Genomic DNA, 26,379 nt, shown 5'->3' on the forward strand with positions numbered 1-26,379 from the left:
GAGAGAACTGTGTTGGTTGAGGGGGATGTTCGCATCGCTCCGGCGGGGGCCAGGTTGGTGCGGTTTCAGGATCGGGCGTTGATCGTCGACCGCGACGATGCGGTCCATTGGGTGCTGCGGTGTGTGACGCCGGCGGTGCTGCGGGTGAGCACGGGATCCAGCGCTTACGGCTTAGAGATTCGCCACGCTGCGGACGCACTGCTGGATACTCCGGGCATCACCGCGACGACGCACCCTAAGCGTGAAGTCGACTCCGTGACCCGTTGGCTTCGTGAGGCTCGGGGCGGTCTTCTCCGCGATGCGGAAGAGATTTCCGGTCGTCTGGAGTCGAGGGGAAGCGCTATCCGATTTCTCGCCCTCCATGGGTCGGTATCGGGGATGCTGGAGGCGCGTTTCGCGACCCTCGTAGATGTGGTCGCGCTGGTGCGTGAGCTGCCGGGCACGGGCGTGGTTGTGACGGATGCGTATCGCGCTTCGGTCGCCGCGATCTGCCGCTCGTTGATGCTGGCGCAGCTGTGCATGGACCGGAAGCTCGTGCCGGAACGCCTGGAAGAGGCGTACGAGCACGCGTGCGTACTGCTGGAGGCGATGAGCCAATGACGACGATGCGTGTCACGCCGACCGTGGCGATGGATTGGCTGGTGCGTTCACTGCTGCCGGGTCTGCTGGTCGTCGCGGCGGGACGGTTCGCGTCTGACGAGAACCCGTTGCGGGTCCAGGCGGCGGAGCTCGCGGATCGGCTGCCCGTCCTGTCGGCGGGGGACCGGTACGAGGTTGCTGGGCTGGTGTCTGCGCTGCGCCGGGTTCACGTCGAGCTGGTCGACGAGCTGCTGGTTGAGCGGCGGTGGGTGCGAGGCCGGGTGAGCACGATCGCAACGTTCGGGGGCTCGGCTCGTTTCCGGTCGGTGTTCCTCCCCGAGCTGGATGCGATCACCGGTCTGGTGACGCGCGTGTTCACGGTTCGGGAGTGCGGGGACCTCGCACGTCGGTGCGTGGAGTCGACGATCGCGCTGGCGATGATCCGTGCCGATGATGCGGCGATGGATCGCCCGCTCTCTGGTGCGGAGATCGCGGGCCCGCTGCGGGAAGCGTACGAGGTCGCGTTTCGTGCGCTGGCACTGCGGTGCGAGGTGCCGTTGAAGCCTGAGGGTGAGGAGCGGATTCGCGTACGCAAGGTGCGCAAGCCCAGCGGTTCGCTCGGCTGGAGAGGCGTGTTCGTGGGCGATGGGGGCACGGTGGTGTGCCCCCACATTCACGGGGGTGCTGAGCTGGCGAAGCAGTGTGCCGTGCGGCTATCTCAGACCGTAACGGCGGCGGCGTGAAGCTGCGTCAGCTGACTGGGCGCAGCTCCCGTGAGGCGGAGCGGACAGCAGTGCTCGGGTTGATGCGCGCACCGTCCTGGGCGCTCGACGGGTCATCGGTCGCGGCAGAGCGATCGGTGCGGAACATTCTCGAAGCACGGCTGCGGACGGCGCCAGGGCCGGCGCCGTGGCAGGTGCGTCTCGCGCACCCCCAGCTGGACAGGTTCCTGTTCGAGGTTGACGCGACGGGCATGGTGAAGGCGTTCCTACGGCGTGGGCCTGTCGAGGTGATGCCGGCGGGGTCGATCGAGGTAGGGCCTCTGTGGGTGGTCGCGGCCGGCGAAGGCGCGGGTACGTCGACGTGGGCAGAGCTGCTTGGCGGGACCGAGGCGAGCACCGGGCTCACGGGCCCCGCTTTGGTAGTGACCCACGCGAGCGTCGACGGGATCGAGCGCGCGAAGAGATTCGCGTCTGTCGCCGGTGCGGTGCTGGCTGTGCCGGCGGGGCCCGACAAGCCGTCGCCCGATGTGCGCCGCGCAATACGGGTGCTGTCGGGGGTTGCCCCCGTGGTGCCGGTGCCGTGGGTGAAAGAAATGTCCGCGGCTGCTGAATCAGCTGCGGTGAAGCGCGTTGTGGCGAAAGTCGCCGCAACGGTCCGTGATAACTGGAGGAACACAAATGAATGAGCTGATCGTGAACGTCGCGGGCCGTATCCTGCCCGCCACCCCGTACTGCCTGCCCACCGACGCCACGAACGCCCTCGACACGGCGAAGCTGTGGGCGTTCATCATCGCGGGAGCGGCGATCGTGATCGCACTGGTCGCCGGTGGTGTGTCGATCGCGTTCTCCCACCGGGACGGCGGCCAGCAAGTGGTCGGGACGATGGCGAAGATCATCATCGGGGCAATCCTCATCGGCGCAGCGACAGGCATCGCCGGGATCTTCCTGAACTCGATCTCCACGAACTGCATCCCGGCTCCGTGATGACGAAGAAGGGTGCAGGCAGCCGGCTCCTGTTCTGGGGTGCTGTCGTCGTGGTCGTCCTCGCGCTGGTCGCGGGCGCGGTCGGGCTGCTCCTGCCGAGGGCTGATGCCCCGCAGGGGCAGCCCGCCCCCACAGCTGCAGCCGCGCCCGGGACCGATTCAGCGGACGGCGCGGGGTGCGAGCGTACCTCGTCCTCGAGGGAGGTTCCCGGAGATCTCCGGTGGACGGCCTCGAAGGGCGTGACCTGGCCGGTGTCCGACACCGTAGGACCCACGAGAGTGGTTGAGGGGTTCCCCGTCTGCTTCGAGCACTCACCGATCGGCGCCGCCCTCGCGGCGACGTCGATGCTCTACGCGATGGTCGACCACAGCGCGGAGTCCGCCTCCGCGTTCTGGGCCACGGACAGCCCGGGGAAGGCGAAGTACGTCGAGACCGGGCGGGAGCTCGACGCGACGGGGAAGAACCCCATCGTCGACGGCCTCGCGGCGCAAGGTGGCACCGTCGCGGGGTTCCGGATCGATGACTACACCGGTGATACAGCTCTCGTGCGCGTCGTGTTCAAGGTCCCCGGGAGCCAGCGGGGCTATACGGGCATCGCGGCACAGATGGTGTGGACAGAAGGGGATTGGCGGTATCGCGCCAACGACCTCGGCGGTGGCGCCTTGCCTGTCGACCTGTTCGCCGACGAGTTCACCGCCTGGGGGCGTAATGGCTGACTGCAGCACCCCCGGTGCCGCCCTCGGGAACATCTTCGGTTGTGGCGCTCAGGCGGCCGTGGACGGGACCCTCGGCGGGATTGGTGCGGCGGCGTTGAAGGGCGTCAACGACCTGTGGAACGGGTTCATGACGTCCTGGATCGGTAACGCGCCCGAGGGGGTGTTCGGCGGCGAGACGGGGGAGTGGTTCAGCTTCGTGTCCACGCCGGTCGTGGCGCTGCTGGTCCTGATCGGCCTGGTGACCGCGGGTGCCCGGACAGCGTTTTCGGTGCGTGGTGAGCCGGCGAAGGACGCGATGGGCAAGCTCGTCCGTGTCGTGCTGATCACGACGTCGAGCGTGATCGGCTTCTCGATCATGGCCGCGGGTATGAAGGCGCTGGCGAAGTGGATTCTGGATTCCGCGATGATCCGGCCGGGGGACTCGCTTATCGGTGAGGTGGCCATGTTCTCCCAGAACGGGCTCCTCGCTGTGATCTTCGGCATTCTCGGCGTAATCGTCGTGGGCGTTCAATGGGTGTTCATGATCGCGCGGGCGATCGGCCTGACGGCGCTGCTGCCGTTCTGGCCGGTCGCGGCAGCGGCGGGCCTGATCGAGAAGTATGAGTCGGGGTTCGAGAAGGTGACAGCGTGGCTGGTCGCGTTCCTGATCTACCCGCCCGTCGCTGCCGGCATCTACGGCCTCGCGTTCAAACTGCGGATCGGGCGTGACGGGGTAGAGGCCGCGTTCATCGGTCTGGGCCTGTCGTTCATCGCGGTGATAGCGCTGCCAGCGCTGATGCGGCTGTTGGTGTCGGCGACGGCGGCACTTGGTCGCGCAGGGGCGTGGCAGACCATGATGGGCGTCGCCGCAGCGGCCGCCACGACAGCCGTCGCGGTCGGAGCGATGGCTGTCACAGGTGGAGGCTCCGTTCCTGCGGCCGGAGGCGCCGCTAGCGCTGGAGGCACCGCCGGCGGTGCTGCTGGTGCGGTGGAGGGTGGCGCCGGTGGCGGAAGCGTGTCGGGAACGGGCGGCGAGATGGGTGCCGGCGGGCCCGAAGGAGGGTCGTCCGCGAGCGGGAACGGCGGGACGTCGCCCTCGCGTGCAGGCGGCAGCGGCGCGGTCGAGCAGTCGGCGGAGCAATCCGTCACGCCCGCCGGCGGCGCCAGCGATGCGTCGAGCGGTAGCGGCGGGCCGTCGAGCGGGTCGGTCTGGTCGGGTGCGAGAGATGTGGTGTCGATGATCCCGCGGGGTCGTATCGCGTCGGTAGAGGAGATGTTGGATGAGTGACACAGTGATGAACTCGACAGGCGATCGGGTGGGGGAGGTGCGGCGGAAGTACGGCAACTGGTGGCCCACGCGTCGTGCGACCCTGGGCGGTTTGACGCTTCCGGGGTGGGCTGTGTTCATCGGCGCGATCCTCGGGGCGATGTTCTTGTTCATGCTCGGCGTGTGGCAGGTCGCGGTGCTGGTGCTGCTGCTGATGGTGCTGTTCGAGCTGTTGTTCGTGGTCCGGTTCGGGGATCGGGCGAGCGGTCAGACGATCGCTGAACGGTTCGGGGTGGCCTGGTCGTTCGCGGGACGTGTGCACCGTGGCGAGGCCCGGTTCAACACGGGCTTGTTCTCGAACCTGCCGGCGGACCAGCAGACCGCCCTCCCTGGGGTGCTGTCGCGGCTGCAGGAGTTCAGCGGGACGGACGGTCTCGGCCGCCCGTTCACGCTCCTGTATCACCCGGAGCCGCGGGTGTTGACAGCGGTGTTCGAGTGCAACCCGGACGGCCGCGCCCTGCAAAGCCAGCTGAGCGTCGACGGCGGTGTGGGTTGGTACGCGGAGTGGTTGAGCTCGCTGTCGGCGGACCCGGCGATCGTGGGCGCTACGGCCACCGACGATTCGGCACTGACCTCTTCGGCGCCGCTGGTCGCACGTAAGGAGGCGGAGATCGACCCGGGCGCCCCGGAGGTTGCCCAGCGGGCCACGCGAGAGGGTGCTCGTGCGTTGCCGGGCCGTCATGCGGCGATCTCCGTGTGGGTCACGGTGTCGTGGTCGGTGGCAGCGTTGGCCGACTCGCTCGAGGACGCGGTGACGGAGGTTGCCGCGCGCCTCCCCGTCCACATCGATGCGCTGCGTCACGCCGGTGGCGGCCTGGTGGCCGTCGCGACGAGCGAAGGGTTGGCGCGGGCGGTGCGCACGGCGTACAACCCGGCGCGCGCGGCCGAGTACGCCACGAACCTCACGCGTGGCCACCGTGAAGGGTTGAAGGTCACGCAGGCGGGCCCGGAGTACTTCGATGATTCGGTGGGGCGCGTGTGCTTGCACGATGGGGTCGCGTCGATGACCGCTCTCGTGCTCGCGCCGCCGCGGCAGAGGATCACGGAGCAGCGCTTCGAGGCGTTGATGGCTCCCGCTGACCGGTTCCTGCGTAAGCGGGTGACGGTTTTCTATCGGCCGCTCAGCTTCGGGAAGTCGCAACGGGTGGTGGAGGCGATGAGCGACCAGGCTGAGCTCCTGCAGTCAGCGAAGCGTCGGCCACGTCACGATGACAAGCGGCGAGTCGACCATGCCCGCAAGGCGGAAGCTGAGATCGGTGACCGGGGCGCTGCGATGATGCACTTCGGGATGGCTGTCACGGTGACCTTCGACGTCGACAGGCGTTCCTACCGGGAGGCGGAACTGCAGCTGAAGACGTTGCTGGAACGCTCCAGCGTCGCGTACCGGTTCTGCGACGCAGACGCCGGCCCCGCGTTCCACGCGACGCTGCCGCTGGGGATGCTCCCGTGGCAGTACGAGACAGCCGTGGAGCGCTACCTGGGAGGTGCCGCGTGAGCCCCCGTCGTGGCTGGTCGCCGCCGCGCACCCGCGGTCTGCGCGGTTTCTTCGGCGCGGGCGGCGGGAAGTGGAGTCGTGTTCCGCAGCCGGCGATGTGGGGTGCGACGTCCGTTCAGGCGTGCGGGATCTACCCGTTCAGCGTTGGCACCGCCCGCCCCACCTCCGGTGCGCCGTTGGGGCGGGATCTGATCAGCGGGACGGCCGTGTGCATGGATCACGCTTCCCTGTTCGACGCCGGCGTGATCAGCTCCCCATCCGCGTTCCTGCTCGGCCTGAATGGAGTGGGAAAGTCGAGCACCGCGCAGACGATGATGCTCGGGATGATGGGCCGGGGAATGGTGCCGGCCGTGTTCAACCCGCTCAAGAAGGGTGAGCACACGGGCCTCGTCTCCGCCGCCGGCGGCGACGTGTTCGAGTTCGGTCCGACCGCGACTCACCGCCTCAACCTTCTCTCGCCCGGGCCGATGGGCCGCGCCGCCGCTCGCATCGGCGGGGCGGTCGGTGCGGAGCTCGCGCAGCAGGCGGAGTGGCGTGTGGTGCAACAGACGCAGCTTGCTCTTCGCGTCAGCCGCGGCTCCCGACTGGAGGACTTCGAGGACGCGATGCTCGAGGCCCTGGTGCACAGCATCCTGACCCGTGAGAAGGCGCCGGTGACCGGCGATCTTCTACGTGCGTTCGAGTCGCCGTCGCCGGACGTGCTGGCGCTGGCGCAGGCGGCAGACGCCGCGCAGCTCGAGCACACCCACGGGCGTCTGGGGCAGTCGATCCGGGCGATGCTGTCCGGAGATCTCGGGCGCCTTCTCGGCGGCACCGAATCGGTGGAAATCGATCCGGGTAACCGGGGCGGGTTCTGCTTCGATACGTCGCAGATCGACCAGAACGCCACCAAGCTCCTGTCGACCGCGATGCTCATGTCCTGGTCGCTCGGCATGGACTCGATCGATGCGCACTGGCAGCTGTACCAGGCCGATCAGCGGGAGGCGGCCGCGGCCGCCGAGGCAGGGGAGAGGTACACGCCGCAGGTCGCCTGGAACGGGTACACGAGTCTGATGGACGAGTTCTGGTATCCGATGCGGTCGACGGCGGGCATTGCCGATCGCGTCGACGCTCTCGCCCGCTCCAACCGCAGCGCAGGTGTGGCGGAGATGAAGATCACGCATTCCCCGAAAGACATGCTCGCTCTTCCCGACCCGAAGGACCGGGAAGTGGCGCGCGGGCTGATCGAGAAGACGGGCCTGTGGGGGCTGATGGCACTGACCGGGGAGGACCTGCGCGACCTTGCCCAGATCAAGCCGCTCACTGAACCGGAGATCTCGATGGTGGCCGGGTTCAACGGCGCCCAGTCCTGGGGAGCAAGCGTCGCAGCGCAGACGACCACCACGCCGCCACCCGGGGCGGGGAAGGTGCTGTTCAAGGTCGACGGGCGCCCGGGGATCCCGGTGCAGATGGTCCGCACACAGACGCAGCAGCAGCTACACGTCACCGATGAGCGGTTCCGCGCCAAGCGCCGTGAAGAGGCCGAACGGGCGTTGACGGCATGAGGCGTCGACGCACCTGGCCTCTGGGTGCTGTCGCGGCCGCGGCCGCGGTGCTCGTTGCGGGGTGGGCGTTCACGGGCGCTCGCCCCGCAGCACCGACACCTACTGGCGCATCGAGCACGCGGGAGCGGGACTACTACACAGTCCTCGGTACGGCGCAGCGACCGTACGCGCCGGCGCCCGCCGGCGTCGTCGAGTACTGCCCCGTCGACGTGCTCGGCCGGGCGACGTGCGCGTACGGGGAGCTCACCAGCACGCTCCGCCGCGACGCGCAGATCCGCGGCCGCCAAGAGATCACCGTTGACCCGGCCGGGTGGGGTCGCAACGGCTCGGTCATCATCCCCGCCGTGCCGGGCGTCGCCGGCTCGGAGGCGTACAAGGGTTGGGTGTTCAACCGGTCGCACCTGGTGGCCGACTCTCTTGGCGGGGCGGCGATCGCCGCGAACCTCATCACCGGCACGCGGACACAGAATGTCGGCTCAACGAAACGGGCAGGCCAGTACGCGGGAGGGATGGCGTACCCCGAAACCGTGGCCCGCGCATACCTCGACACCGGCGCCGGCGACAGCTGCCCGCTCTACTACGCCGCGACCCCCGTCTATCAGGGCGACGAGCTGCTGCCTCGCAGCGTCCTCGTCGACCTGCGTTCGTGCGACGGTGGCGCCGTCGACGAGCGCGTCGAAGTGTCGAACACCGCCTACGGGTGGGCGATCGACTACCGGCACGGAACCTTCACCACCAACCCTGAAAGCCCCCAATGAGCACCGCCGGGGAAGCGGGCAGTAAAACCCTGATCAGAAGCTATTTCTGACATAATCGCGATTATCGGAAAAGAGGAGTCATGTCTGCTGTCACACGACGCACTAGCAATGACACGGCGACGGCCTTCGTCATCCTTCTCATCCTGGTCATTGCCGCTGCAGCGGCAATGACCCCTAGCGTCGCGGTGTGGTTGACGACAGGCGAGCTCTCGCCGTCCAGCCCGCTGCCGTTGCTCTACGGACAGGCTGCATGGACGCCTCAGCACACGACTGCGGCGGTGCTTGTGGGGGCCGCGCTGGCCGTCATCCTGGTCGTGGCGGTGTCTGCAGCGGTTGTCGCGCGTCGGGGGAAGGCGAAAGAGGATCGCGCAGCGGTTCACATGGGGCGCGGAGAGTCAATTGCGCCGCTGCTGCCACGTCGGATCGCGAGGCTGCACAAGGACCTAGGGATGGACCCGAAGGTGTATCGGGGCATGTCTCTCGGCTCATGCGTCGTCGACGGAGCGCCGCTGCGCGCGTCATATGAGTCTTCGATGGTCGTGCTCGCAGGTCCCGGTCGCCAGAAGTCGACCGCGCTGGTGATCCCGAACGTGCTGGATGCCCCGGGGCCCGTGTTCAGCACCTCCTTGAAGCCCGATGTTCGCGAGGCGACGAGCGCATACCGATCGACGGTCGGGACGATTCACGTGTTCGATCCTCAGGGAAGAGACCACGCCGGCGCCTCAGACGCGGTGTGGTGGAATCCGCTCGCCGGCGTCCGGACGATCGAGGACGCGGACGACCTTGCAGCTGTGCTGTCAGCGGCGCAGATCGACGCTGCCGGCGGGAACCGCATCTGGGAGACGCGAGGAATGCGTCTCCTGGCGGATTATCTGTTCGCGACTGCCCACGCAGGTGAGTACCTGCCTACCGTGTTCCACTGGCTCGCTCGCGACGACAGCCGATTACCGGTCGACGCACTCAAGGATGCATACCCCGAACTGGCCACCCGAATCGAGGTGGCTCAGGCCGTGAACGACAGAGCCCGCGATGGTGTGTTCATGTACGCGCGCGGAGCCGTCGAGTTCATCGCGTCACGCCAGCTCGCTAGCTGGGTTCGGCCCGGCGGCGGTCGGCGTGAGTTCTCGCCAGAGGACTTCGTGCGCTCAGCCAGAGACACGCTGTATCTGATTTCACAGGAAGGTGCGGGCTCGGCCGCTCCCCTCGTCAGCGCCCTCACCAAGGCCGTGCTGGACGCAGCGGAACGGTACTCCGAGACAAGCCCGACCGGCCGCTTGATCCCCCCACTGTCCGCGCTGCTGGATGAGGCGGGCAACATCTGCCGCATCCCGGATCTGCCGGACCGTCTCACGCACTACCGCTCGCGCGGCATCGTCGTCATGGTCGTGCTGCAGAACTGGGAGCAAGGCGAAATCGTCTGGCCGAACGGCGGATTCGCGAAGATGTGGTCGGCGAGCACGATTCAGGTCTTCGCCGGCGGCAACGCGTCCGTATCCTTCTGCCGCGACTTGTCCGAACGGATCGGGGACTACGAGTACGTCGACCGGTCGACGAGCTCAGGGAGCAACGGAGGATCATCGCAGCTCAACAGACGGACGGAACGAATCATGGACGTCCGCGACCTCGGTGCGCTCTCACTTGGCCGAATGATCGTCACCGGCGCCGGATGCCGCCCCACGCTCGCGCGAACCACGCCCTGGTTCAATGACAAGAGGCTTAAGGCTCTTGTCGGAATGCAGCGCCCTTCGGTCCACACGTCGACACAGCGGGGAGATGCAGATGCTTGACTTCGATGACCGGGGCACCGCCATCGACGGCGAAGACGGCTTCCGGCTGCTCGTCACACAAGTGCCTCTCGCATCCGCCCCACCCGAGCTGGTTGCGTTCGTCCAAGGCACCCTGCAGGACTACCTCAGCGGCGCAGGAAAGGCCCGCACGAAGCGGTGGTGCGCGCGCTGGGAGGAGCATCCTGACGCGGTGCACCGCCTGGCCGCGATCTATGACGAATACCTGCTGATGATCGCCGGTAACAAGGGCGCACCCTCCCTCCACGTCTTCATGCGGGACGTCATCGACTACCACCTGCCGCGCCTTGTAGATAAGGAGTACGGCGTGTTCCGTGAATGCGACGAGGGACACCTCGCACACCGTCGGATCGACGGAGAGTCCGCACCCAAGCTCGCCTGGGAGACACAGACGACGTAGCCCGACGAGATCTACGACCCTGACGATGGGATGCGCAGTAGGCTCGCATTGCGGACCCGCCCGACGTACGACGGTCTACGGGTCCAGCTTCTTCCTCTGGCCACGACGCGAGCAGAGGCCACGTTGAGCCACTGTCAGCGTGCGAGAGCTGGGCTCACCAGCCCGGTGGACCAAATATGTAGTAGAGTCAGAGACGCAGACCCCCCCGCAGCAGTGCGGATAAGGGGGTCTAGCTGTTTTTCCGGGCGTTTCCTCCCAGTTCTTCCGCTAAACCTCAAGGGGTCTTCTCTGAGGGTCGCGGACGGCGATGTAGTTCTCGTACCAGTCCCAGGCGAACTCCTGTGACGGGTGCCGTTCTATGGATGCGAAGGCGCTCCAGGCCACGAGATCTGCGATCTGCACGAGCTGGGACATGGCCGACTCCGCCATGATCGGGTCTTCGATGATCCGTCGCTGGTCGAGTTTCAGCCCTCGGTGCGCTGTCTGGTACGTGGAGTCGGTTCCGTTGCCATCGACGAACACCATCGCGTACTCAGACGCGGCAGTCAGCTCACGCTCCCAACGCATGATGAGCTCGCGGTAGACCTCGGCCTTTTGCGCAGCGGTCGGGTTCGGGTCGTGCCACCTATAGACCGCGCCAGCCGTGACGCCTTCGAGGGAGCGGATCTCTTCAAGCAGGAGAAGTGCGACCTCGCGGCCGAGGTCCTTCCAATAGGTGATGCCGTCATGAACGTGTCGCTGCGGGGGCCGCTGGGTGACGTGCCGGCGACCGTGGATGTAGTCGGTGGAGTGCAGCTCGGTTTCGACGTGGATGTGGAACTCGCGGTACAGACGCTTTCGCAGTTCAAGCCACCGGCGGAGCACCACGGGCCAATGGCTCGGAGCGAAGTGGACCCACCCGTAAACCACGAGGCCGCTCTGCTGATGCCCTGAGTCGTCGACATAGGCAAGGCGCGCGAGGGGGTCCGGCATGGCTCCACGCTACTGGCAGCCGCCTAAGCGGCGGACGAGTCGCGGGTGCGACTGTCACGCGTCTGCTGTAACCCGGGCATCATCGTTCGAGGCCTTGGGGGCCACCAGGGCGCAGCTGCGGTCCGGCCTGCTCACGCTCCAGCCCGCGCCGTTCGACCTGCCGTCGCGCAGCTCGCTGGGCGAAGCGTGCATCTCTGGCGGCTTCCTCTGCCTCGTTGCCGGGACGAACCTGAGCCGGCGGGGTAGGTGCAGGGTCGGCCTGCAGTCGTGCGAGGCGATCCTGCGCGGCCTTTACGCGTGCGCGAGCGCGGTCCACGTCCGGGCTTGATCCCGCCTCGAGCGCAGATCGACGCCAATCCTTCTCGATGTGGGGCGGGATGACGCGCGTGGGAGCGGTGCCGTGGCGCTGTTCGAACGAACGCGTGGCGTCGCGTGCAGCCTCTTCCGCCTGGCGACGTCGGAAGGGCCCGGCGTCAGCTGCAGCGGCGCGCGCCGCGTCGACGGCGGCGTAGTCCTCGGACCATGCGTGCTGGTGGCGGTCGACGACCGCGGCGACGTGGACGGCCTCGGCATCCGAGCGCGCCTGTGTCGCGGTGGCGAGTTCGTCTGCGGCTCCGGTGAGCGCGTCGGCGTACCGGTCGGCGAGCTCGTCGGGGTGCCGTTTCTGCCAGTTGTCGCGTGCCAGCTCGTACTCACGTACGCGAGCCTTGTAGACGCGCTCCTGGGCGGCGAGGCGTTGTGTGCGCACCTGGTGGTCGACGGCGGGAGCAGCGTCGACCACGGCCGCCTCGGCGACGTCGACGGGGGCCGCGTCGGCCTCCGCGACCTCGGCAACCTCGGCGGTGCGACCGGGAAGGTGGATGCCGTCGACGTCGTGGTAGATGCCGCGCTTGGCGTTCTCTACTCCCCTGTCGCCGCTGTCGCGCTCGATCGCGGACGCGAACAGTGTGCGCGCCTCGTCGACGTCGGCCGCGGCGACGTGAATCGAGTTGTCGACGCGCCCACGGGTGGCGGCGACGTAGAGGCTCTGCGCGGTGGTGGCGTCGGAGAGAACCGCATGGCCGACGTCGACCGTTGCGCCCTGCACGCCGTAGGTAGTGGCCGCGTACGCGAGGTGGGTGTGCTCTTCGACATATGCACGGGGTAGCGTTCGGGTCCTCGCGTCATTGACGACCGTCACCGCCCCGTCCCGGTGCACCCTCGTCACCGTCCATGTGTCGCGGTTATCTACCTCGAGGTCGGTGTTGTTGCGTCGGGTCATGATGCGATCCCCGATACGCAGCACTCGCCCATCGGCGCCGGCCACCGACGTCGCCGGCGTGCGGGTGTGACCGGCGCGAGCGCGCGCGTCCTGCACGAGAGCGTTGAGTGCGTCGGCGGCCTCGTTGCTGCTGACCGCGACGGCCACGCTCGCCCCGGCGAGAGCACGCTTCACGACGTCATCAGCAATGTGCGCATTCAGGGTCGCTTCGGATGCGTGGATGGTGATGTTGCCGCGTGCGTGCAGCGTGTCGAACAAGACGCCGGGCTCGGCGCGATCGCGCATCGTGATCGTCAGCTGGGCGTACTCCTTGTCCGCGAACCGGTGCAGCTCGCTCAGGTCCAGCGGTCGCGGCGACGCGGCAACGGCCAACTCGAGCACTCCCCCGCGGCCGACTGCCGGCAGCTGTGCCCGGTCACCGATCAACGCGACCGGCGAGGCGGATTCGTTGGCCACGGTCATCAGCGCGTGCGCGAGGTCCTGGTCGATCATGCCGGCTTCGTCAACGACGACCCTGACGCCGGCGTGCAGCTGGTAACGCTCCTTGGGGCCTTGGTAGAGGAACGGGCGGCCGCTCTCATCGACGCCGCGCGTGGTGTCGACCTGCCCGGGCTGCAGACGCCACCAACGACCGTCCTTGTCCCACCGGTACCCGTGCTCGTAGACGAGCTGGTGAGCGCTGGAGGTCTGCGCGCCGAGGGCCGTCGCTGCTTCTGAGGCAGCGCGCTTTGTCGGGGCGACAACGACGAGCTCACGCCCCTCGGCGGCCGCGAGCTCCCGGCCCACGGCGAGCATGGTGGTCTTGCCGGCGCCGGCGGCACCTTCGATCACGACGAGCGGCGCCGAGGACGCCAACGCTCGCGCGGCGGCCGACTGCTCGGCGTTGAGGGTACCGATCGGAGTCTCGTCGACGACGAGTCCCGACTGCAGCCCGCGCGTGGTGAACGTCGCGCGCAACTCTTCCTCGACCTGGAGCACACGCTCGCTGGTGAGGTAACGCACCCACGACGGGAGTTGCCCGTTCACATCGACGTCCAGGTGCGGCAACCGTGTCGCGAGCTCACGTGCGTGGGCCGCAACGAACGCGGTGATCTCGGCCGGTGCGGCGTCGACGCCGGCGGCGCCGACCGCGACGCCGAGGTGTCCCTCGAGGTCCGCGATCGACCATGCGGAACCGCGCGCGGCCGCGGTCGTCACGGCGTGCTCGAACAGGACTTCCGTGTCGAGATCAGCCAGCCGCACGCGTGCCGCCGGCAGTGACGATCCGAACCTGTCGACCTGCAGGCCGGCGGTGCGCAGCTCATCGATCCACGCGGCCTCACCGGTGAGGTTCGCTGTCGCTTTACGTGGCCGGTCCAGCGCCCACGCCTGCTGATTCCATTGCAGCTGCAGTCGCCGGTCGGGCTCGCGTCCCGGGTTCTCCTGACGCCACTGTGCCTCCAGCCGGGCGACGTTCGTCTGCACCTGAGAGGCGCGCTTCGAGAGGACCCGGGACTGTTCCGTGAGGTTCGTCACACGCCCGGTGTGCGCATCGAACTCGAATCCCGCGTGAGCGAGCGCCCATTGCAAACCCGTGTGCGAGTTGATCGCCGCCTCCCCCACGCCCCGCAGCGCTCCTTGCTGCTTGAGGGTCGCGCCAGTGTGCAGCGATCGCCACTTGCCTTCCGCGAACACGCGCGTAGACCACTGCACGTGAACGTGCCGGTGAGGGTCGCCCGCACGAGACGTACGGTGCGTGACCGCCACCGACTCCAAACGTTCCGCGCGCACGAAACGCTGCTCACCGCGAGCCCCGACACGCGTGACGCTGTTGGCGCTCATGTACCCGTTCATTGCGTCGACGGCGGCAGCCTGCGCGGCGTCGAGAGCGGCGGAAACCTCGGGGCTGAGCGCGGCCGCGACCGACAGGGACTTGTCGCAGTTGACCGTCATCTCCACGAACCGCGGGGACGCCTGAGAGACGCGGATCTCGCCGTTCTCGCTCACGCGCACTTCCTCACGGATCGTGCCGCGAACCTCACCAGTGCGGGGGTCTTCCCAGTTCACCCATGCCTGATACGCGTCACCGTCGAGACGGTCAGAGTCGATCAGCTGACCGTTCTCGTCGAACGCGGCCCACTCCGCGAGTGCTCCCCCGCCCTCCAGGTAGTAGTCGTCGGCGTGTGAGTGGTCCGATTCGAGGTAGGCGCGCGCCTCAGCGCCACCGCCTCGGAAGAACACCAGACCACCCCTCACAGCCACGACCCTACTACGGCGAACGCCGTAGCATACGTGCATCCGATTCTGATGACCTCTCAGAGAGAGGATCAGAGGGAATCGAATGTGTCCTTGTTGCTCTGCCGGGGTCTTGGTGCAATCAACGTGGCAAGTGACTTCAATGTGCTGCTCTCGGAGAGAGTCAGATTTGGAAAGCAACGGTGGGCGTGCGCGCCGTTGCTTTGTTCCGGCTACTGTGTGCAGTGCAACCCACCGAACTCGACCGCGGCGTAGCGGGCGTTAGGTTTCGGTGGTCCTGGGAGATTCCTGAACGCGCTTGGCTGCGGCAGGTTTCGGTGAGATCGGTTTTCGTAGCCTCGGGGCATGGTTACGAACATTCGTGAGTCCGTGTTGGCTCAGATGGAAGAGAAGATCGCTGCCGGTGAACGGCTCTCCGATGCGATCGCACGAGAAGACGAAGCGCGCGCGGCGCTGAGCGATGCGGTCGACGCGAGCGCGCAGGCGCGGCGCGCGGCGCTCGCCTCTGGATGGACGGAAGGGGAGCTGAAGAAGCTCGGCCTTGTTCCCAGTCCGCGTGCGGCGAAGGCGCGCACGGCTCGTCGGCAGAGCTCGTCGACCGCGCCGGTGACCGAGACGCACGACGATGCGCAGGGCTAGTCTCACCACCCTCGTCGCCGCGGTGGCGCTGGCGTGCGCCGGGTGCGCGAGCACCCCGGCCGCCACAGCGTCACCCGCGGCGACTTCCCCCGTCTCTCCGGCGTCGACTGCAAGCGTCCCGCAAGGCGGAGGCGATGCGCAGCAGTCACCCGATCAGAACGCGGGGCAGGAGGCGGTGACTGTCGCGGCAGCCGCAGTCGCCGCGTACTGTCAGCCGCGCACCACAAACCCGCAATGGCTGGACACTCTCTCCCTCTACCTCACGCGCACGGCCACCGTCGCATACGGCACGGTCGATCCGCACACCGTGCCGTGCACGAGCGTGACCGGTCCCGCGTCGATCATCTCCACGGACGATCTCTTCACCGTCATCGCCTCCGTGCCGACCGATGCAGGCACGTACGAGACGTACCTGACACGGCCGTCGACGGATCAGACGTGGAAGGTCGAGCGGATGGTCCCCCGCTCATGAAAGGCGGGGCCGTAGCCGCCGGCGGCGGCGTACTCGCGATCTTCGCTCTGATCCTCGGGCTTGTCCTCGCCAGCACCAGCTCCGCGTCCGCGAACGCGTGCATCACCGGCGCGAGCTCCGCCATCGACGCCGCACGCATCCCCTCGGACGCGAACGTGTCCGGCTTCACACGCGACCAGCTGACCAACGCCGCCGCGATCATGAACGCGGCCGTCGCGATGAAGCTGCCGACCGCCGCGCAGACCCTCGGCGTGCAAGCAGCGATCGGTGAATCCTCGCTCGTGAACATCGCCCACGGTGACGGTGCGATCAACCCTGACGGCTCCGTAGCCGACTCGATCGGCCTGTTCCAGCAGCAGAGCTCGTGGGGCACCATCGCGCAGCGCATGGACCCCACCGCGGCGGCGACCCTCTTCTTCGAACGGCTCGCCGCGACGCCCGGCTGGGAGTCGCTGGAGACGAGCGTCGCGATCAACAAGGTGCAACAAGGCTCCGACCCGTATCACTACGCGAAGTACCGCCAACCTGCCGTGGCGATCGTCGCATACCTCGCAGACCTCTCCCCCGCGGCCGCCGGCGACTCCTGCAGGGTTTCCGCTGATGCGGTCGCTCTGTCCCAGCAGCTTGTCGCCGCGATCGACAACGGGACCCTCCACGTGCAGGAGACGCGCATGGCGCAGCAGCTGCGCGACATGGCTGCCGGCACGCCCCGGCCGAACTGTCACATCGACGTACCGGTGCTGCAGCTGGTCACACTCGCGCTGCGTAAGTTCGGTGACGTCGGGATCTCCGACCTCAACCGTCTCTGTGTCGGGAGCAACCTCGGCACCCACGCGCACTGGGACAAGGGCGGCGGCAACGCCGTCGACTTCACGAGCCTCAACGGGCGCCCCGTCAACGGCTCATCGCCGGCAACCACGGAGCTACTGAACCTGCTCGCCTCCGTCGCCCCGCAAGGAACACGCATCGGGCAGATCAACTGCCGGCCGTCGTCCTCGAGCTGGCCGAACCTCACCGGCCTGTACGACAGCTGCGACCACCAACACATCGACTTCCTCTACGCGACCGGCAACCTCATCACGCCTTAATCGCCAATCTCCGGCCCCGAGATCCGCGCCGCAATGCTTGTCTCAGGCGCAGCCGGGTGACGCTGCGCGGCGGCCGCACCAAGCACCCCCGCCTCGGCCGGGCTGACCAGCGCACCAGCGTGACGAGCACGCTCACGGTGCACCTCCAGGGTGGGGCGATGCTCACCGGCCGCGACCTGCTCGTCCGTGGTCCGGAACACGCGATACTGCATCACCGCGGGGCACGATTGTGCCAGCTGCGCGGCGACAACCTCGGGTTTACTCAATCCGCGCGGACCATCGAACACGTCCCGCGCATACTCGCTCGGCACCCACCGCCCACCGAGAGGGTCGGCACCTGTGAGGGCCGCCTGATAATCCTGCGCCCATCGAGAGCGGATACGCTGCTCCGAGAGCGCGTACGACACCTCGACATCGACCACCGACACCGTGTAGCCGGCGGAGTCAAGCTGCCGTCCCAGCGCGAGGGCGGACCGCTCATCGCTCAGAACAGAGTCGATGACGATGTTCTCCCCGACTGCGATCGCCGTGTTGCGGAACGTTGTCGCGAGAAACGATGACTCTTCGTGCACCAGCGATGCCAGCTCGAGTGGGAAGAACTTCTCTCCCGCTGTTCGCTCCAGCTCCCGCAGCGCATCGGGCATCAACCAACGCTCGTAACTGCCGTCGGCAATCGCTTCGCGCAGCAACAACCGTTTGAACTCGTCCGCATCGGCGAGAACGTATGTCGGCTTCTGGGCGCCGAGCACGGCATCGCGCGCGGTGCTCTTGCCGGCGCCTGGGGGCCCTGCAAGAACGAGCGCGCGACGTTCGCTCTGCGCGTCAGGGAAACGATCACGGACCTCATCGAGCAGGCGAAGAAGAGTACGGCGACGCGAGACGGTGGGCTCCCCGTCGCGCCACCATTCCGGGTTACGGATCGAAGCGTTCGGAGCTCCCACTGCCAGGGCCTGCCCGCGAGAGGAGAGCGCGCGAACCGTGTCGAGGTGCCGCGCGATATCGTCCGGGTTCACGCGTCCGGGTGCCGGCGCTGGAAGACCTCTTCGTAGATCTCGTCATCGATCAGACCCATGTAGCTGGCCTGGAACACTTCCTGCCACGTTCCCGCGGGCGTGTCGACGAGCCAGTCGAACCCATTCGTCTCAGGACGCGGCACATACGGGAAGCGTGCGAGCTCGTCGACGAGCTGCGCACGATCGATCAACCCGGCAGCGTAACGCTCGCAGATCTCCATCGGCGTCGCACCCGAGAACCCCTCCACAGGCCGCGGCATCTTGCGCGCCGTCTTGAGAACGCTCGCGACAGATGGCTGAGTGATCCCCAGCCAGCCGGCGATTTGGTTCTGGTTGTAGCCACGCTCGGTGAGCGTGAGAACGGAGCGACGGTAGTCGAGCTCGTCTATCAGCATTCGCCTCCGAGCGCGGACGGCCTCCTGAGCCTCGCGCGGTGCGTCAGCAAGAATCGTCATTACAACCACCTCCTATAGAACATTCTATAGCTGCGTAGGTTCAGTGTCACCAGAGCGAGAGTGAGCGAGCCGATCGGCAACGTCGTCAAACAGGTCGTTGTCGATCAGTCCCCGTCGTGACGCTCTCTCAAGATCAGCAGTCGAACCCGGATCGTTCACCACCAGGTCGTCGAGCGCGTTCGCCGGCAACTGGCGTGGCGTGTACTTGTAGCTCGACAACTCGTCGATGAGCTGGCTACGGGTGAGCACACCGGCGGCGTACCGCTCGCAGAGCTCGTACGGCCAGGCTCGTGTGGTCGTCATGGCGGCCTCCTTTCGAATCTGTCTATAGACGGTATTGCGGATGCACAGGAGCTGGAGGCGTCGCGTGGCTACCAGAGCGTCGGCTGGTCGGCGCCGGCGGCGCTGAGCGCCAGAGAGAACTCCTCCGGGTTCCAGCCATGCGCACGGACGGCATCCCGCAATCGGCGCGAGCGCGCAACACGCTCCGCACGCCCCGCTGAGGCGAAAGGCTCCACGGTGAAACGGTTGCGGTGGCGGCCGGCGCGGGAGGCGTCTTGCTGGTTCAGTCGCGCGTTGCCGAGGCGCACGTGCGTCAGATTCGGGTCGAGGTCGACGTGTACGCAGATCGGGATATCGCAGCGGTGCAGCAACATCACATCGGGCGGGAGGTCGATCCCGGTGAGCTCGCGGTAGAGGAATCGTTGTGGGCGCATCGTGCGCTGGCTGCCGGCGTCTTGCTTCGTCCAGAACCTGCCGTAGCCATCGTCAGCCACGGCACCAGACCAGAGCCAACAGTCACCGAGGTCCGGACCTTTGACGACGTGCCTCCAAAATCGCTCCAGGTCACGCACGGTACCAACTCCGGGACCACACGCGATCACCGTGCCGGGCGTTGTTCGAGTGCGACAGGGGCAGCGAGGCGTGCGCGAAATGCCCGTTCTCGGGGGCGAAGCTGGCGCAGCACGAGCTGGGTCGGCACTTCGCCGGCAGGCAGCGTCAACGTCGCGGCCGCGATCAAGCTCGACGCCGGGTTAAGGACGAGGCGGCGCCCGTCGCGCAATTCCCACGTCTCAACTGTGGTGACAGTCGCTACATACTCCGCCCGTGCAGTCCGCACGTGAGCCACGCCCTTGAGCACTGGCACTTCCAGTGGGCGCTTCGATGCGTTGGACACGATGATCGGCACCTGCCATGTCACCTCGAGCACGTGATCCTGGACGATGACCGGCGCCGTCGCCTCCACGTGCAATCCCTCAACTTTCGCCGGCAACCTCTTCATCGCTCCCCCTTTCGCCTCGGTCTGTCCTCCCTGCAGCTGGTCGAGCCAGCGGGCGAACGCATGTTCGGCGGCCGCGCGGTCGGTGTGCTCTCCGAGCTTCACGCGGTACAGCTGCATCCCGTCGATCTTCAACTCCGCGTCGACGACGATCTCCGTCGCGCCACCCCGGTAGATGGGCATCACGCTTACCAGGTGGTCGACGTTGACCCAAAGCTGCGGGTTCCGTCCGTGTCGGGGATCGGTATCAGCTTCATCGCCCGCTCTCCATCCGTGCTCGGTGCCTGGCAGCGGCGCGGTAGACGCCGCTGCGGGAGATTCGGAAGATGCGCGCGACGTCGGCCGCGGACCGGCCCCCCTCCTCGAGCGCTCTGGCGATCGCCGCGTCCGTTTCGGGCGGGATCGCTGGCTGCCGCCCCTTCAGCTTCTTCCGCACGCTGGGGCGGGCCATCGCTTCCTGGGTGCGCAGGCTGATCCACCCACCCTCGGCTTCCGCGATCGCAGCGAGGAAGGTCAGGAACAGCTTCGACCACGGGTCACGCGGGTCGTAGACCGTGTGTCCCATCTGGAAGATGACGCCCCGCTCGGTGAGATCACGGACGATGTGCAGGGTGTCTTCGACGTTGCGGGCCAGACGGTCCATCTTCGGCGCCACGAGCGTGTCACCGTCGCGGACGGCGGCGAGGGCCTGGTGCAAGCCGGCACGCTGCAGGTTCTTCCCGGTGAAACCGACGTCGGTGTAAATGCGCTCCTCGTCGACGCCAGCAGCGATCAGGAACGCTCGCTGCGACGACACGTCCTGCTCGTTCGTCGACACCCGCGAATACCCGACCTTCACTAGCCCTCCCCCGCTTCGCGACGCGCGGCACTGTTCGCGTCGAGCTGCCGTTCGATGTCGTCGATCATCGCCCGAACCCGCGACGCCGCCTCCCGCAGACGCGGCCCGTCACTCGAGGCAACACCCGGACCGTTGTCCGCGACCCGCTCGTCCTCGTCGGCGGCCTCGTGCTCGAGCCTGCTCGCATAGTCGTACAACGCGGCCGTCAGCAACGCATAGTCCTCACTATCAGCGAGGTTCAGAAGAACCGGCTCGAAAGCCGACCACCTCGCCACGGTTCACCCCTTCGAAGTGTTGCGTATGGAGTACCCCTAACGGGACTCCTCTGCGGCCACCTTATACGGAACGGCTGACACCACAAGAGGCGGGTCGCCCCGGCCCCACCGGCGGGTGTTCGTTTAGCGATCCTCTTGCGAACATCGCAGGTCCTCCGGACAGTGAGCTTCGCGCGTTGAGCTGCGAACGAGAGATCCTTGCGCCCGGTCGCGGCTGTTCATCTGGACGCTAGAGCCCTTCGCGACCCGCCTGAGTCACGTCGACAGGTTGCCGACTAGCCCGCCTCGGCTGCTAACGCCCCTGAGTGGAACCGCATGAGGCGCGCTATAAGGTCCTGGGCGCCGGAATCGGCGTGGGCGCCTGCCTGGATCGCGCTCGGCAGCCATGCTTTGTTCTTGGCCAAATGAGGTGCAAAACGCTCAAGCTCACCCACTTGAACGAGGACAATTCCCCGCGCGTCGAGCTTTCTCATCAACGATGTGAGGCTCGAATATTCGTCACCGGCGAACGCTTGGACCCCACTCTTCTTAGCGTCGGCCCAAGGATCTTCAGATGTTATGAGCATGGAATCGACGAGATCGCGGACGTCGGCGGGGATCGCCTTGTCGGGATCTGATTCGATTAGAGGCCGCAGCACACCGGTCACAGCGTCCAGGACAGCCTGTGGCTTGCGGGGCGTTGCCACGCGTCGCCGAGAAGCGGTCGCCACATCGTAGTCGCGCGCAACTTCATCCCAGTTCCCTCCGAGCAGCTGGTAAAGGGTTCGCGTCTGGTCTTTCGATCTCAGCAGATCGATGTCTGGCACTACAACGGTTGGTACTGACAACTCCTTCAGCGATGAGATGAAGTTCCCAAAGCCCCCCTTCCCGTTGACTGGGATGAAGAGAACATCGCTTGCCGGGACAGAGTGCACGTCGGGGTCGGCGGCGTGGAGGTTCACGTAATGGTCGAGTGCAGCTTCGTAGAACCGGCAGTCCTGGTCGCTCTCGCACAGCACGACAAGGCGAGCGAAGAGCCCGTTCAACACGTTCGAGTGGCGAAGAAGACGGTCATCGCGGAGCTGACGAAGCCTGTCCGCAGATGGCTGGGTTCGCTTGGTTGTTGAGCCATCCCGAGATAAGCGAACAATTGACAGGTCGCTCTGAGCATCGAGTACACCCGAGATGAAGTCCTTGTCGTGTGTTGCGACTAGAACCTGTGCTCCTCGCGCCGTCGCAGCCAACGCGAGCTCGCGGCCGAGTGCGCGAGCCTGGGGAGGATGCAGAAACGCCTCCGGTTCATCGACGACGATTATCTGCTGAGCTCCGGCCAGAACGGGAATCATGACGCCGAAGAAGCTTCGCATTCCGTCGCCCTGCGTCTCGAGCAACGGCAATCGGGCTACTGCCCGACCGAAATCCCCGAGTGGTTCGTTGCGTGCTGGCGGTGCGGAATCGACAGATCCAACCCGGATTCGGATGGTTGCTCCTGCAAAGTCATCCAGAATAAGTGGAACGCCGAAGACGCGCTCACTGAGCCCGCTGAGCAACTCAAACAGATCTCGGCGATCTTGGAACCGCTGAAGAGGTGTGCTGGCCGGTTCGTCAACTTCGCTGCGTGCGTGCGAGGAGAATCCGAAACTTAGGCGGGATGATGCGTCGGCGAAGTAGACCAATGGGGCATAGAGATCCGCTAACCAGCCAGTCACTCCACTGATGTAACCCTGTCGGACTGAACTCGCAGGCAAGTTCGCGCCAGCGACGGAAAAGTAGTCGCCGCCGACCGCGGGGCCTTCGATCAATGTGGCGTTCTCGTTCAGCCAGTGGATCAGGTCGTTCACGTTGAGTTGGCGATCAAGCTCAACGTGGTCCACGAGGCGAGGCGATGCGTTTTCGAGGCCGCCGGGCCCGCTCTGTAAAGATGCGTTCACCTGTCGGAGGAATGTTGATTTACCAGCGTTGTTGGCACCGACCATAACGGTGGTGCCAGGGGCGGGTAGCACGATCGCCTCCTGAGACCTCAGTCGGACGGTTCGTATGAACACTCTCGCGTGCGCTGGAACTCCTCCCTCGGCCTCGGGCCAGGCCAGCGGATCATCCTCTGATCGAGTCATGCTGCGATAGTGCCGGAGTCCGTGCATCCGACGCGGTGGGCGCTCCGCTCGTTAGCCAGAACAGACCTCACCTGGCTCGTAGTCGATCCCCGAGCGCGACGACCAGATCGCGCACCGCCGCAGGAAGCCCGGCCGGCCGATCTACTCCGGGGAAGCCCAGCAGGAGCGATACAAGGACCGCAATGTCGTCGAGCGGTGCTTCAACAAGCTCAAGCAATGGCGCGGCATCGCGATGCGATCAGACAAGACCGCCCGCGCCTACGGTGCAACAATCAGCCGCCAAGCCACGGCGCCCCGCAACCCGCAATCGGCTCGCCTCGCCCCGTAGGCGCAGCCCGTGCTCCACAATCAGGCTGTGATGAAGAATCCGTCTGCTGCCGATGAAGGCGGCGCCAAGAGCCAGAACACGATCCCGTGGCGCAAGCGCTTCGGCTGGCACATTGCCATCGGCGTCGCGGCTTACATCGTGTTGGGCGCGACGGCTCTTCTGATAGTCCCACGCCTTCTGCTGGAGAACTGGTTCCCCACACTCCCTGCAGCGAGGCAAGCGGCGTACCTGGCGCCGGCGGCGAACATCGTGCTCTTCGGCCTGGGTGGGATCATCGCCGTCATCGGCGTCGGGCTGAGCCTGTCCCGCCACAGACAAGAGCTACACGCAGCCGAACGCGACAAGGCACGGCTGGAGTACGACCAGGACCGTGAACGTGCCCGGCGGCGCGCGAAGATAGGCGTCCAGGTTCTCCCGGCGTCCGACGGCGACCGCTTCAATGGCAACGGCGCTGATCTCGTCAGGTGTGTAGCGGTACACGAGCCGGTAGCGCGGTTTCCCTGAACCGTCGGGGTCGAAGTACAGCTTGTAGCAGTCGCCAAGATCTCCGGTGCCCACCCGGGAGTCGAGCTTCACACCCGAGATCTTCCCGGCGCGCACGAGAACCAGCATGTCCAGCGCCATCTTCTTCGTGGCGAGGTCGGGCAGCGCGTCGATGTCTTGCTGAAAACCCGGGAGGGCTGTCAGCTTCAACGGCGCCGCCACTACCGGTAGCTGTCAGGGTCGAGACCGAGGGTCGCGGCGACGTCAGCGAGGGGCGTTGCCGCCCCTGCAGCGGCACGCTCACGCACCAGGTGGGCGATCTCGACATCCTCGATGACCGGCAGCAGTTCCGCGTACAGATCGAAGGGGATCACCACGCCCTCCGGGCGACGGTGCACTCCGAACACCACGGGCTGAGCCAGAGCACCCTCCGCACGGAATCGGCGCAGCGCGTCAGGAAGCACACTTCGCACCTCGGATGTGGGAAGCACCGGCATGATCGGCAACGTGGGAGACGACATGCCTACACTCTATCGAACATGTTCGTAAATATGTACATATTTATGTCTGATTTTGATCATGTTCGGCCTTCCGCCTCGCGAGTCCAGCCCGTCAGGACGCAACGACGTCGGCGCGCAGTTCGTCCAGACTCACCCGTCCACCGTCATCGTTGGCCTTGGACGCGGCAAACTCTGCGGCATCTCGGGCAGCCTCCAGCTCTTCAAGCAGCTCGAGATCGGCGACGCTGATCATCACCGCGGTCAGCTTGCCGTGCCGGTTGACGTCCTCCTCGCCCTAAAGGGCGGGGATTCCTACCACGCCTACCGGCGCGGGCTCCGCGCTAGATAGATCGCTTCGGTGGGTTCCTCGTTCACCGAGCATTGCTCCCAAACCAAGGCTTGGGGGTCTGACATGCTCTCCGGAGGCGTTTAGCCTCTCCGCCCGTCCGGCGGCGAGGATGTTGATTGCTGCGTTGTGGTCCCGGTCGTGCCGGCTCCCGCACGCGGGACATATCCACGACCGTACTGAAAGGCCGCTTTGGCCTGATGGTCCGGTCTGTGTTCCGCAGGACGAGCACAGTTGCGTGGTTGGGGTGAACCGGTCGATCTTGATGAGGGTGCGGCCGTAGCGTGCAGCCTTGTATTTCAGCATGGACGCGAACGCGGACCAGCCCGCGTCGGCCACGCCTTTCGCGACGCGATGGTTGCGGAGCATCCCAGCCACGTTCAGGTCTTCAACGGCGATCATTTGGTTCTCACGAATCAGCCGGGTCGATACCTGGTGGTGGAAATCACGGCGCGCATCAGCGACACGAGCGTGCACCCGAGCGACACGGGCGACTTGCTTCTTGCGGTTGTTCGAGCCTTTCTTCTTCCGGGCGAGGCACTGCTGGGCTTTGCGGAGCTTCCGCTCAGCACGACGCAGGAACTTCGGTGCGTCGATGACCGTCCCGTCGGAGAGGACAGCGAACGCTTTCAACCCGACATCGACACCAACCTCACCGTCGATGTCGGGGAACTGGGCCGCATCGACGATCGGGTCGGTGTCGACCACGAACGATGCGAAGTAGCGGCCAGCAGCGTCTTTCACGACCGTGACTGATGACGGTTCCGAAGGTAGTGCCCTGGACCAGCGCACTCGAACCTCACCGATCTTTGCGAGGTACAAGCGGCCATTGCCCCGCACGCTGAACCCGTTTTTCGAGAACCGGGCCGACTGTCGATGATCTCGGCGAGAACGGAACCGTGGGTACCCCACTCTTCGGCCAGCACGCTGCTTCTTGACGGACTGGAAGAAGTTCGAAAACGAGACCAGCAGATCATTATGCGCCTGCACGAGGGAGTCCGCCGAAACCTCTGCGAGCCAGGCTCGCTCGGGAGAGCGTTTCGCATCCGTGATCACTGCTTTTTGCAGCGCAGACCTTGAAAGCGCGGGAAGGCCCGCCTCGTAGTCGGCTTTCTTCCGGGCAAGCGCATCATTGAACACGACCCGACAGCACCCGAACGTTCGTTCCAACTGCTGCTTCTGAGCAGGCGAAGGCTCGATGCGGAACCGATACCTCAACTGCATGCTCAGACCCTAAAGGAGACCACCGACAATGACGGACTACCGCAGATCCCGCCATTCAGTAAACGCGCTCCACGTCCACATGGTGTTCGTTACGAAATACCGCCGGAAAGCGTTCACCGACCGGATCCTCACCCGCTGCGAGGACATCATGCGGGAAACCTGCACCGAACTGGACGCAACACTCTCCGAGTTCAACGGCGAGACCGACCACGTCCACCTTCTCATCGCCTACCCGCCCACACTCCCAGTCGCGACCCTCGCGATGCGCTTGAAAGGAAGAACGGCATACCTCCTCAGGCGGGAACACCGGCTCCACATGAACAAGCAACGCATGAACGGGCACCTCTGGTCCCCGTCCTACTTCGCCGTCTCAGCTGGAGGAGCACCCCTCGCGACCATCAAGCAATACATCGAAAACCAAGACAGGCCCAGTATCTGAAAACTGAGTCTGGCTTACCCCGCCCTAAACGACGGGGCTTCCGCCAGACCAACGGTGAACTCCGAGGTCGGTCGCGATCTGCTCGATAGTCGCTTCGTTCTGCCGGCTCCTCACGACGAACGACGACGTC

General features: G+C 66.3%; 29 protein-coding genes. 15 read left to right on the forward strand and 14 right to left on the reverse strand.

The genetic code is table 11. The annotated features are described in order from the left end of the window. Positions 1 to 78: 78 nt before the first annotated feature. From ACT53O_RS14980 to ACT53O_RS15030, 11 genes are all read left to right on the forward strand, one after another. Positions 79 to 600, forward strand: coding sequence for a hypothetical protein (locus ACT53O_RS14980; protein WP_476153312.1), 522 nt, complete (start codon positions 79 to 81; stop codon positions 598 to 600). Further along, positions 597 to 1,322 carry a hypothetical protein gene (locus ACT53O_RS14985; protein WP_476153314.1) on the forward strand — a complete coding sequence of 242 codons (726 nt, stop codon included), beginning with the start codon at positions 597 to 599 and terminating at the stop codon, positions 1,320 to 1,322. Before ACT53O_RS14980 ends, ACT53O_RS14985 begins: the two co-directional genes overlap by 4 nt. Beyond that, entirely contained in the window at positions 1,319 to 1,987 is a 669-nt protein-coding gene (locus ACT53O_RS14990; RefSeq protein WP_476153316.1) for a hypothetical protein, read from the forward strand. Before ACT53O_RS14985 ends, ACT53O_RS14990 begins: the two co-directional genes overlap by 4 nt. Then, positions 1,980 to 2,285, forward strand: coding sequence for a hypothetical protein (locus tag ACT53O_RS14995; RefSeq protein WP_476153318.1), 306 nt, complete (start codon positions 1,980 to 1,982; stop codon positions 2,283 to 2,285). The genes ACT53O_RS14990 and ACT53O_RS14995 overlap by 8 nt, the downstream gene beginning before the upstream one ends. After that, a complete protein-coding gene (locus tag ACT53O_RS15000) occupies positions 2,285 to 3,001 on the forward strand; it encodes a DUF8175 domain-containg protein (protein ID WP_476153320.1) in 717 nt (238 codons plus the stop codon). The genes ACT53O_RS14995 and ACT53O_RS15000 overlap by 1 nt, the downstream gene beginning before the upstream one ends. 58 nt (positions 3,002 to 3,059) lie before the next feature. After that, positions 3,060 to 4,268 (forward strand): hypothetical protein, encoded by a 1,209-nt coding sequence (locus ACT53O_RS15005; RefSeq protein WP_476153322.1) that lies wholly within the window; start codon positions 3,060 to 3,062, stop codon positions 4,266 to 4,268. After that, positions 4,261 to 5,802, forward strand: coding sequence for an SCO6880 family protein (locus ACT53O_RS15010; protein ID WP_476153324.1), 1,542 nt, complete (start codon positions 4,261 to 4,263; stop codon positions 5,800 to 5,802). Before ACT53O_RS15005 ends, ACT53O_RS15010 begins: the two co-directional genes overlap by 8 nt. After that, positions 5,799 to 7,346: an ATP-binding protein gene (locus tag ACT53O_RS15015; RefSeq protein ID WP_476153326.1), complete on the forward strand. Its 1,548-nt coding sequence runs from the start codon at positions 5,799 to 5,801 to the stop codon at positions 7,344 to 7,346. The genes ACT53O_RS15010 and ACT53O_RS15015 overlap by 4 nt, the downstream gene beginning before the upstream one ends. After that, the gene (locus ACT53O_RS15020; RefSeq protein WP_476153328.1) at positions 7,343 to 8,104 is read left to right on the forward strand and encodes a DNA/RNA non-specific endonuclease; all 762 of its coding nucleotides are present in this window, start codon (positions 7,343 to 7,345) and stop codon (positions 8,102 to 8,104) included. Before ACT53O_RS15015 ends, ACT53O_RS15020 begins: the two co-directional genes overlap by 4 nt. An 80-nt stretch (positions 8,105 to 8,184) precedes the next feature. Further along, on the forward strand, positions 8,185 to 9,891 hold the full coding sequence (locus ACT53O_RS15025; RefSeq protein WP_476153330.1) for a type IV secretory system conjugative DNA transfer family protein: 1,707 nt from the start codon (positions 8,185 to 8,187) through the stop codon (positions 9,889 to 9,891). Continuing rightward, a complete protein-coding gene (locus ACT53O_RS15030) occupies positions 9,884 to 10,309 on the forward strand; it encodes a DUF4913 domain-containing protein (RefSeq protein WP_476153332.1) in 426 nt (141 codons plus the stop codon). Before ACT53O_RS15025 ends, ACT53O_RS15030 begins: the two co-directional genes overlap by 8 nt. A gap of 267 nt (positions 10,310 to 10,576) precedes the next feature. On the opposite strand, the gene ACT53O_RS15035 is transcribed toward ACT53O_RS15030, so the two are convergent. Both ACT53O_RS15035 and mobF read right to left on the reverse strand, forming a co-directional pair. After that, positions 10,577 to 11,281, reverse strand: coding sequence for a DUF3800 domain-containing protein (locus tag ACT53O_RS15035; protein WP_476153334.1), 705 nt, complete (start codon positions 11,279 to 11,281; stop codon positions 10,577 to 10,579). 79 nt (positions 11,282 to 11,360) lie between these two features. Continuing rightward, positions 11,361 to 14,777 (reverse strand): MobF family relaxase, encoded by a 3,417-nt coding sequence (gene mobF, locus ACT53O_RS15040; RefSeq protein WP_476153336.1) that lies wholly within the window; start codon positions 14,775 to 14,777, stop codon positions 11,361 to 11,363. Positions 14,778 to 15,122: 345 nt separating this feature from the next. Here mobF and ACT53O_RS15045 point away from each other — a divergent pair, with 345 nt between their 5' ends. The 3 genes from ACT53O_RS15045 (at position 15,123) to ACT53O_RS15055 (ending at position 16,976) form a co-directional block, all read left to right on the forward strand. Beyond that, complete coding sequence (locus ACT53O_RS15045) at positions 15,123 to 15,416, forward strand: hypothetical protein (RefSeq protein WP_476153338.1); 294 nt, start codon at positions 15,123 to 15,125, stop codon at positions 15,414 to 15,416. A gap of 175 nt (positions 15,417 to 15,591) precedes the next feature. Next, the gene (locus ACT53O_RS15050) at positions 15,592 to 15,888 is read left to right on the forward strand and encodes a hypothetical protein (RefSeq protein ID WP_476153340.1); all 297 of its coding nucleotides are present in this window, start codon (positions 15,592 to 15,594) and stop codon (positions 15,886 to 15,888) included. After that, positions 15,885 to 16,976, forward strand: a complete 1,092-nt coding sequence (locus tag ACT53O_RS15055) for a hypothetical protein (protein ID WP_476153342.1) — start codon at positions 15,885 to 15,887, stop codon at positions 16,974 to 16,976. The genes ACT53O_RS15050 and ACT53O_RS15055 overlap by 4 nt, the downstream gene beginning before the upstream one ends. Here ACT53O_RS15055 and ACT53O_RS15060 read toward each other — a convergent pair. The 12 genes from ACT53O_RS15060 to ACT53O_RS15115 all read right to left on the reverse strand — a co-directional run bounded on the left by ACT53O_RS15060 (position 16,973) and on the right by ACT53O_RS15115 (position 25,810). After that, entirely contained in the window at positions 16,973 to 17,989 is a 1,017-nt protein-coding gene (locus ACT53O_RS15060; protein WP_476153344.1) for a zeta toxin family protein, read from the reverse strand. The two genes, ACT53O_RS15055 and ACT53O_RS15060, sit on opposite strands and share 4 nt — an antisense overlap. Continuing rightward, the gene (locus tag ACT53O_RS15065; protein ID WP_476153346.1) at positions 17,986 to 18,444 is read right to left on the reverse strand and encodes a hypothetical protein; all 459 of its coding nucleotides are present in this window, start codon (positions 18,442 to 18,444) and stop codon (positions 17,986 to 17,988) included. The genes ACT53O_RS15060 and ACT53O_RS15065 overlap by 4 nt, the downstream gene beginning before the upstream one ends. A gap of 24 nt (positions 18,445 to 18,468) precedes the next feature. Next, positions 18,469 to 18,747 (reverse strand): hypothetical protein, encoded by a 279-nt coding sequence (locus ACT53O_RS15070; RefSeq protein WP_476153348.1) that lies wholly within the window; start codon positions 18,745 to 18,747, stop codon positions 18,469 to 18,471. Positions 18,748 to 18,815: 68 nt separating this feature from the next. Continuing rightward, the gene (locus tag ACT53O_RS15075) at positions 18,816 to 19,220 is read right to left on the reverse strand and encodes a hypothetical protein (RefSeq protein ID WP_476153350.1); all 405 of its coding nucleotides are present in this window, start codon (positions 19,218 to 19,220) and stop codon (positions 18,816 to 18,818) included. A gap of 104 nt (positions 19,221 to 19,324) precedes the next feature. Then, positions 19,325 to 19,909 carry a hypothetical protein gene (locus tag ACT53O_RS15080; RefSeq protein WP_476153352.1) on the reverse strand — a complete coding sequence of 195 codons (585 nt, stop codon included), beginning with the start codon at positions 19,907 to 19,909 and terminating at the stop codon, positions 19,325 to 19,327. 67 nt (positions 19,910 to 19,976) lie between these two features. Next, positions 19,977 to 20,561 (reverse strand): recombinase family protein, encoded by a 585-nt coding sequence (locus tag ACT53O_RS15085; RefSeq protein WP_476153354.1) that lies wholly within the window; start codon positions 20,559 to 20,561, stop codon positions 19,977 to 19,979. Beyond that, positions 20,561 to 20,836 (reverse strand): hypothetical protein, encoded by a 276-nt coding sequence (locus tag ACT53O_RS15090; RefSeq protein ID WP_476153356.1) that lies wholly within the window; start codon positions 20,834 to 20,836, stop codon positions 20,561 to 20,563. The genes ACT53O_RS15085 and ACT53O_RS15090 overlap by 1 nt, the downstream gene beginning before the upstream one ends. A 275-nt stretch (positions 20,837 to 21,111) precedes the next feature. Next, positions 21,112 to 22,689, reverse strand: coding sequence for an ATP-dependent nuclease (locus ACT53O_RS15095; RefSeq protein ID WP_476153358.1), 1,578 nt, complete (start codon positions 22,687 to 22,689; stop codon positions 21,112 to 21,114). Between the two features lie 889 nt (positions 22,690 to 23,578). After that, positions 23,579 to 23,962, reverse strand: a complete 384-nt coding sequence (locus tag ACT53O_RS15100; RefSeq protein ID WP_476153360.1) for a hypothetical protein — start codon at positions 23,960 to 23,962, stop codon at positions 23,579 to 23,581. Continuing rightward, a complete protein-coding gene (locus ACT53O_RS15105; RefSeq protein WP_476153362.1) occupies positions 23,962 to 24,261 on the reverse strand; it encodes a hypothetical protein in 300 nt (99 codons plus the stop codon). The genes ACT53O_RS15100 and ACT53O_RS15105 overlap by 1 nt, the downstream gene beginning before the upstream one ends. 91 nt (positions 24,262 to 24,352) lie before the next feature. Beyond that, positions 24,353 to 24,496 (reverse strand): hypothetical protein, encoded by a 144-nt coding sequence (locus ACT53O_RS15110; RefSeq protein ID WP_476153364.1) that lies wholly within the window; start codon positions 24,494 to 24,496, stop codon positions 24,353 to 24,355. A 39-nt stretch (positions 24,497 to 24,535) separates the two neighbouring features. Then, positions 24,536 to 25,810: an RNA-guided endonuclease InsQ/TnpB family protein gene (locus tag ACT53O_RS15115; protein ID WP_476153366.1), complete on the reverse strand. Its 1,275-nt coding sequence runs from the start codon at positions 25,808 to 25,810 to the stop codon at positions 24,536 to 24,538. A gap of 28 nt (positions 25,811 to 25,838) precedes the next feature. Here ACT53O_RS15115 and tnpA point away from each other — a divergent pair, with 28 nt between their 5' ends. Further along, positions 25,839 to 26,249 carry an IS200/IS605 family transposase gene (gene tnpA, locus ACT53O_RS15120; RefSeq protein WP_476153368.1) on the forward strand — a complete coding sequence of 137 codons (411 nt, stop codon included), beginning with the start codon at positions 25,839 to 25,841 and terminating at the stop codon, positions 26,247 to 26,249. Positions 26,250 to 26,379: the final 130 nt, after the last annotated feature.

This window comes from Microbacterium sp. DMC48 (genome assembly GCF_056313825.1).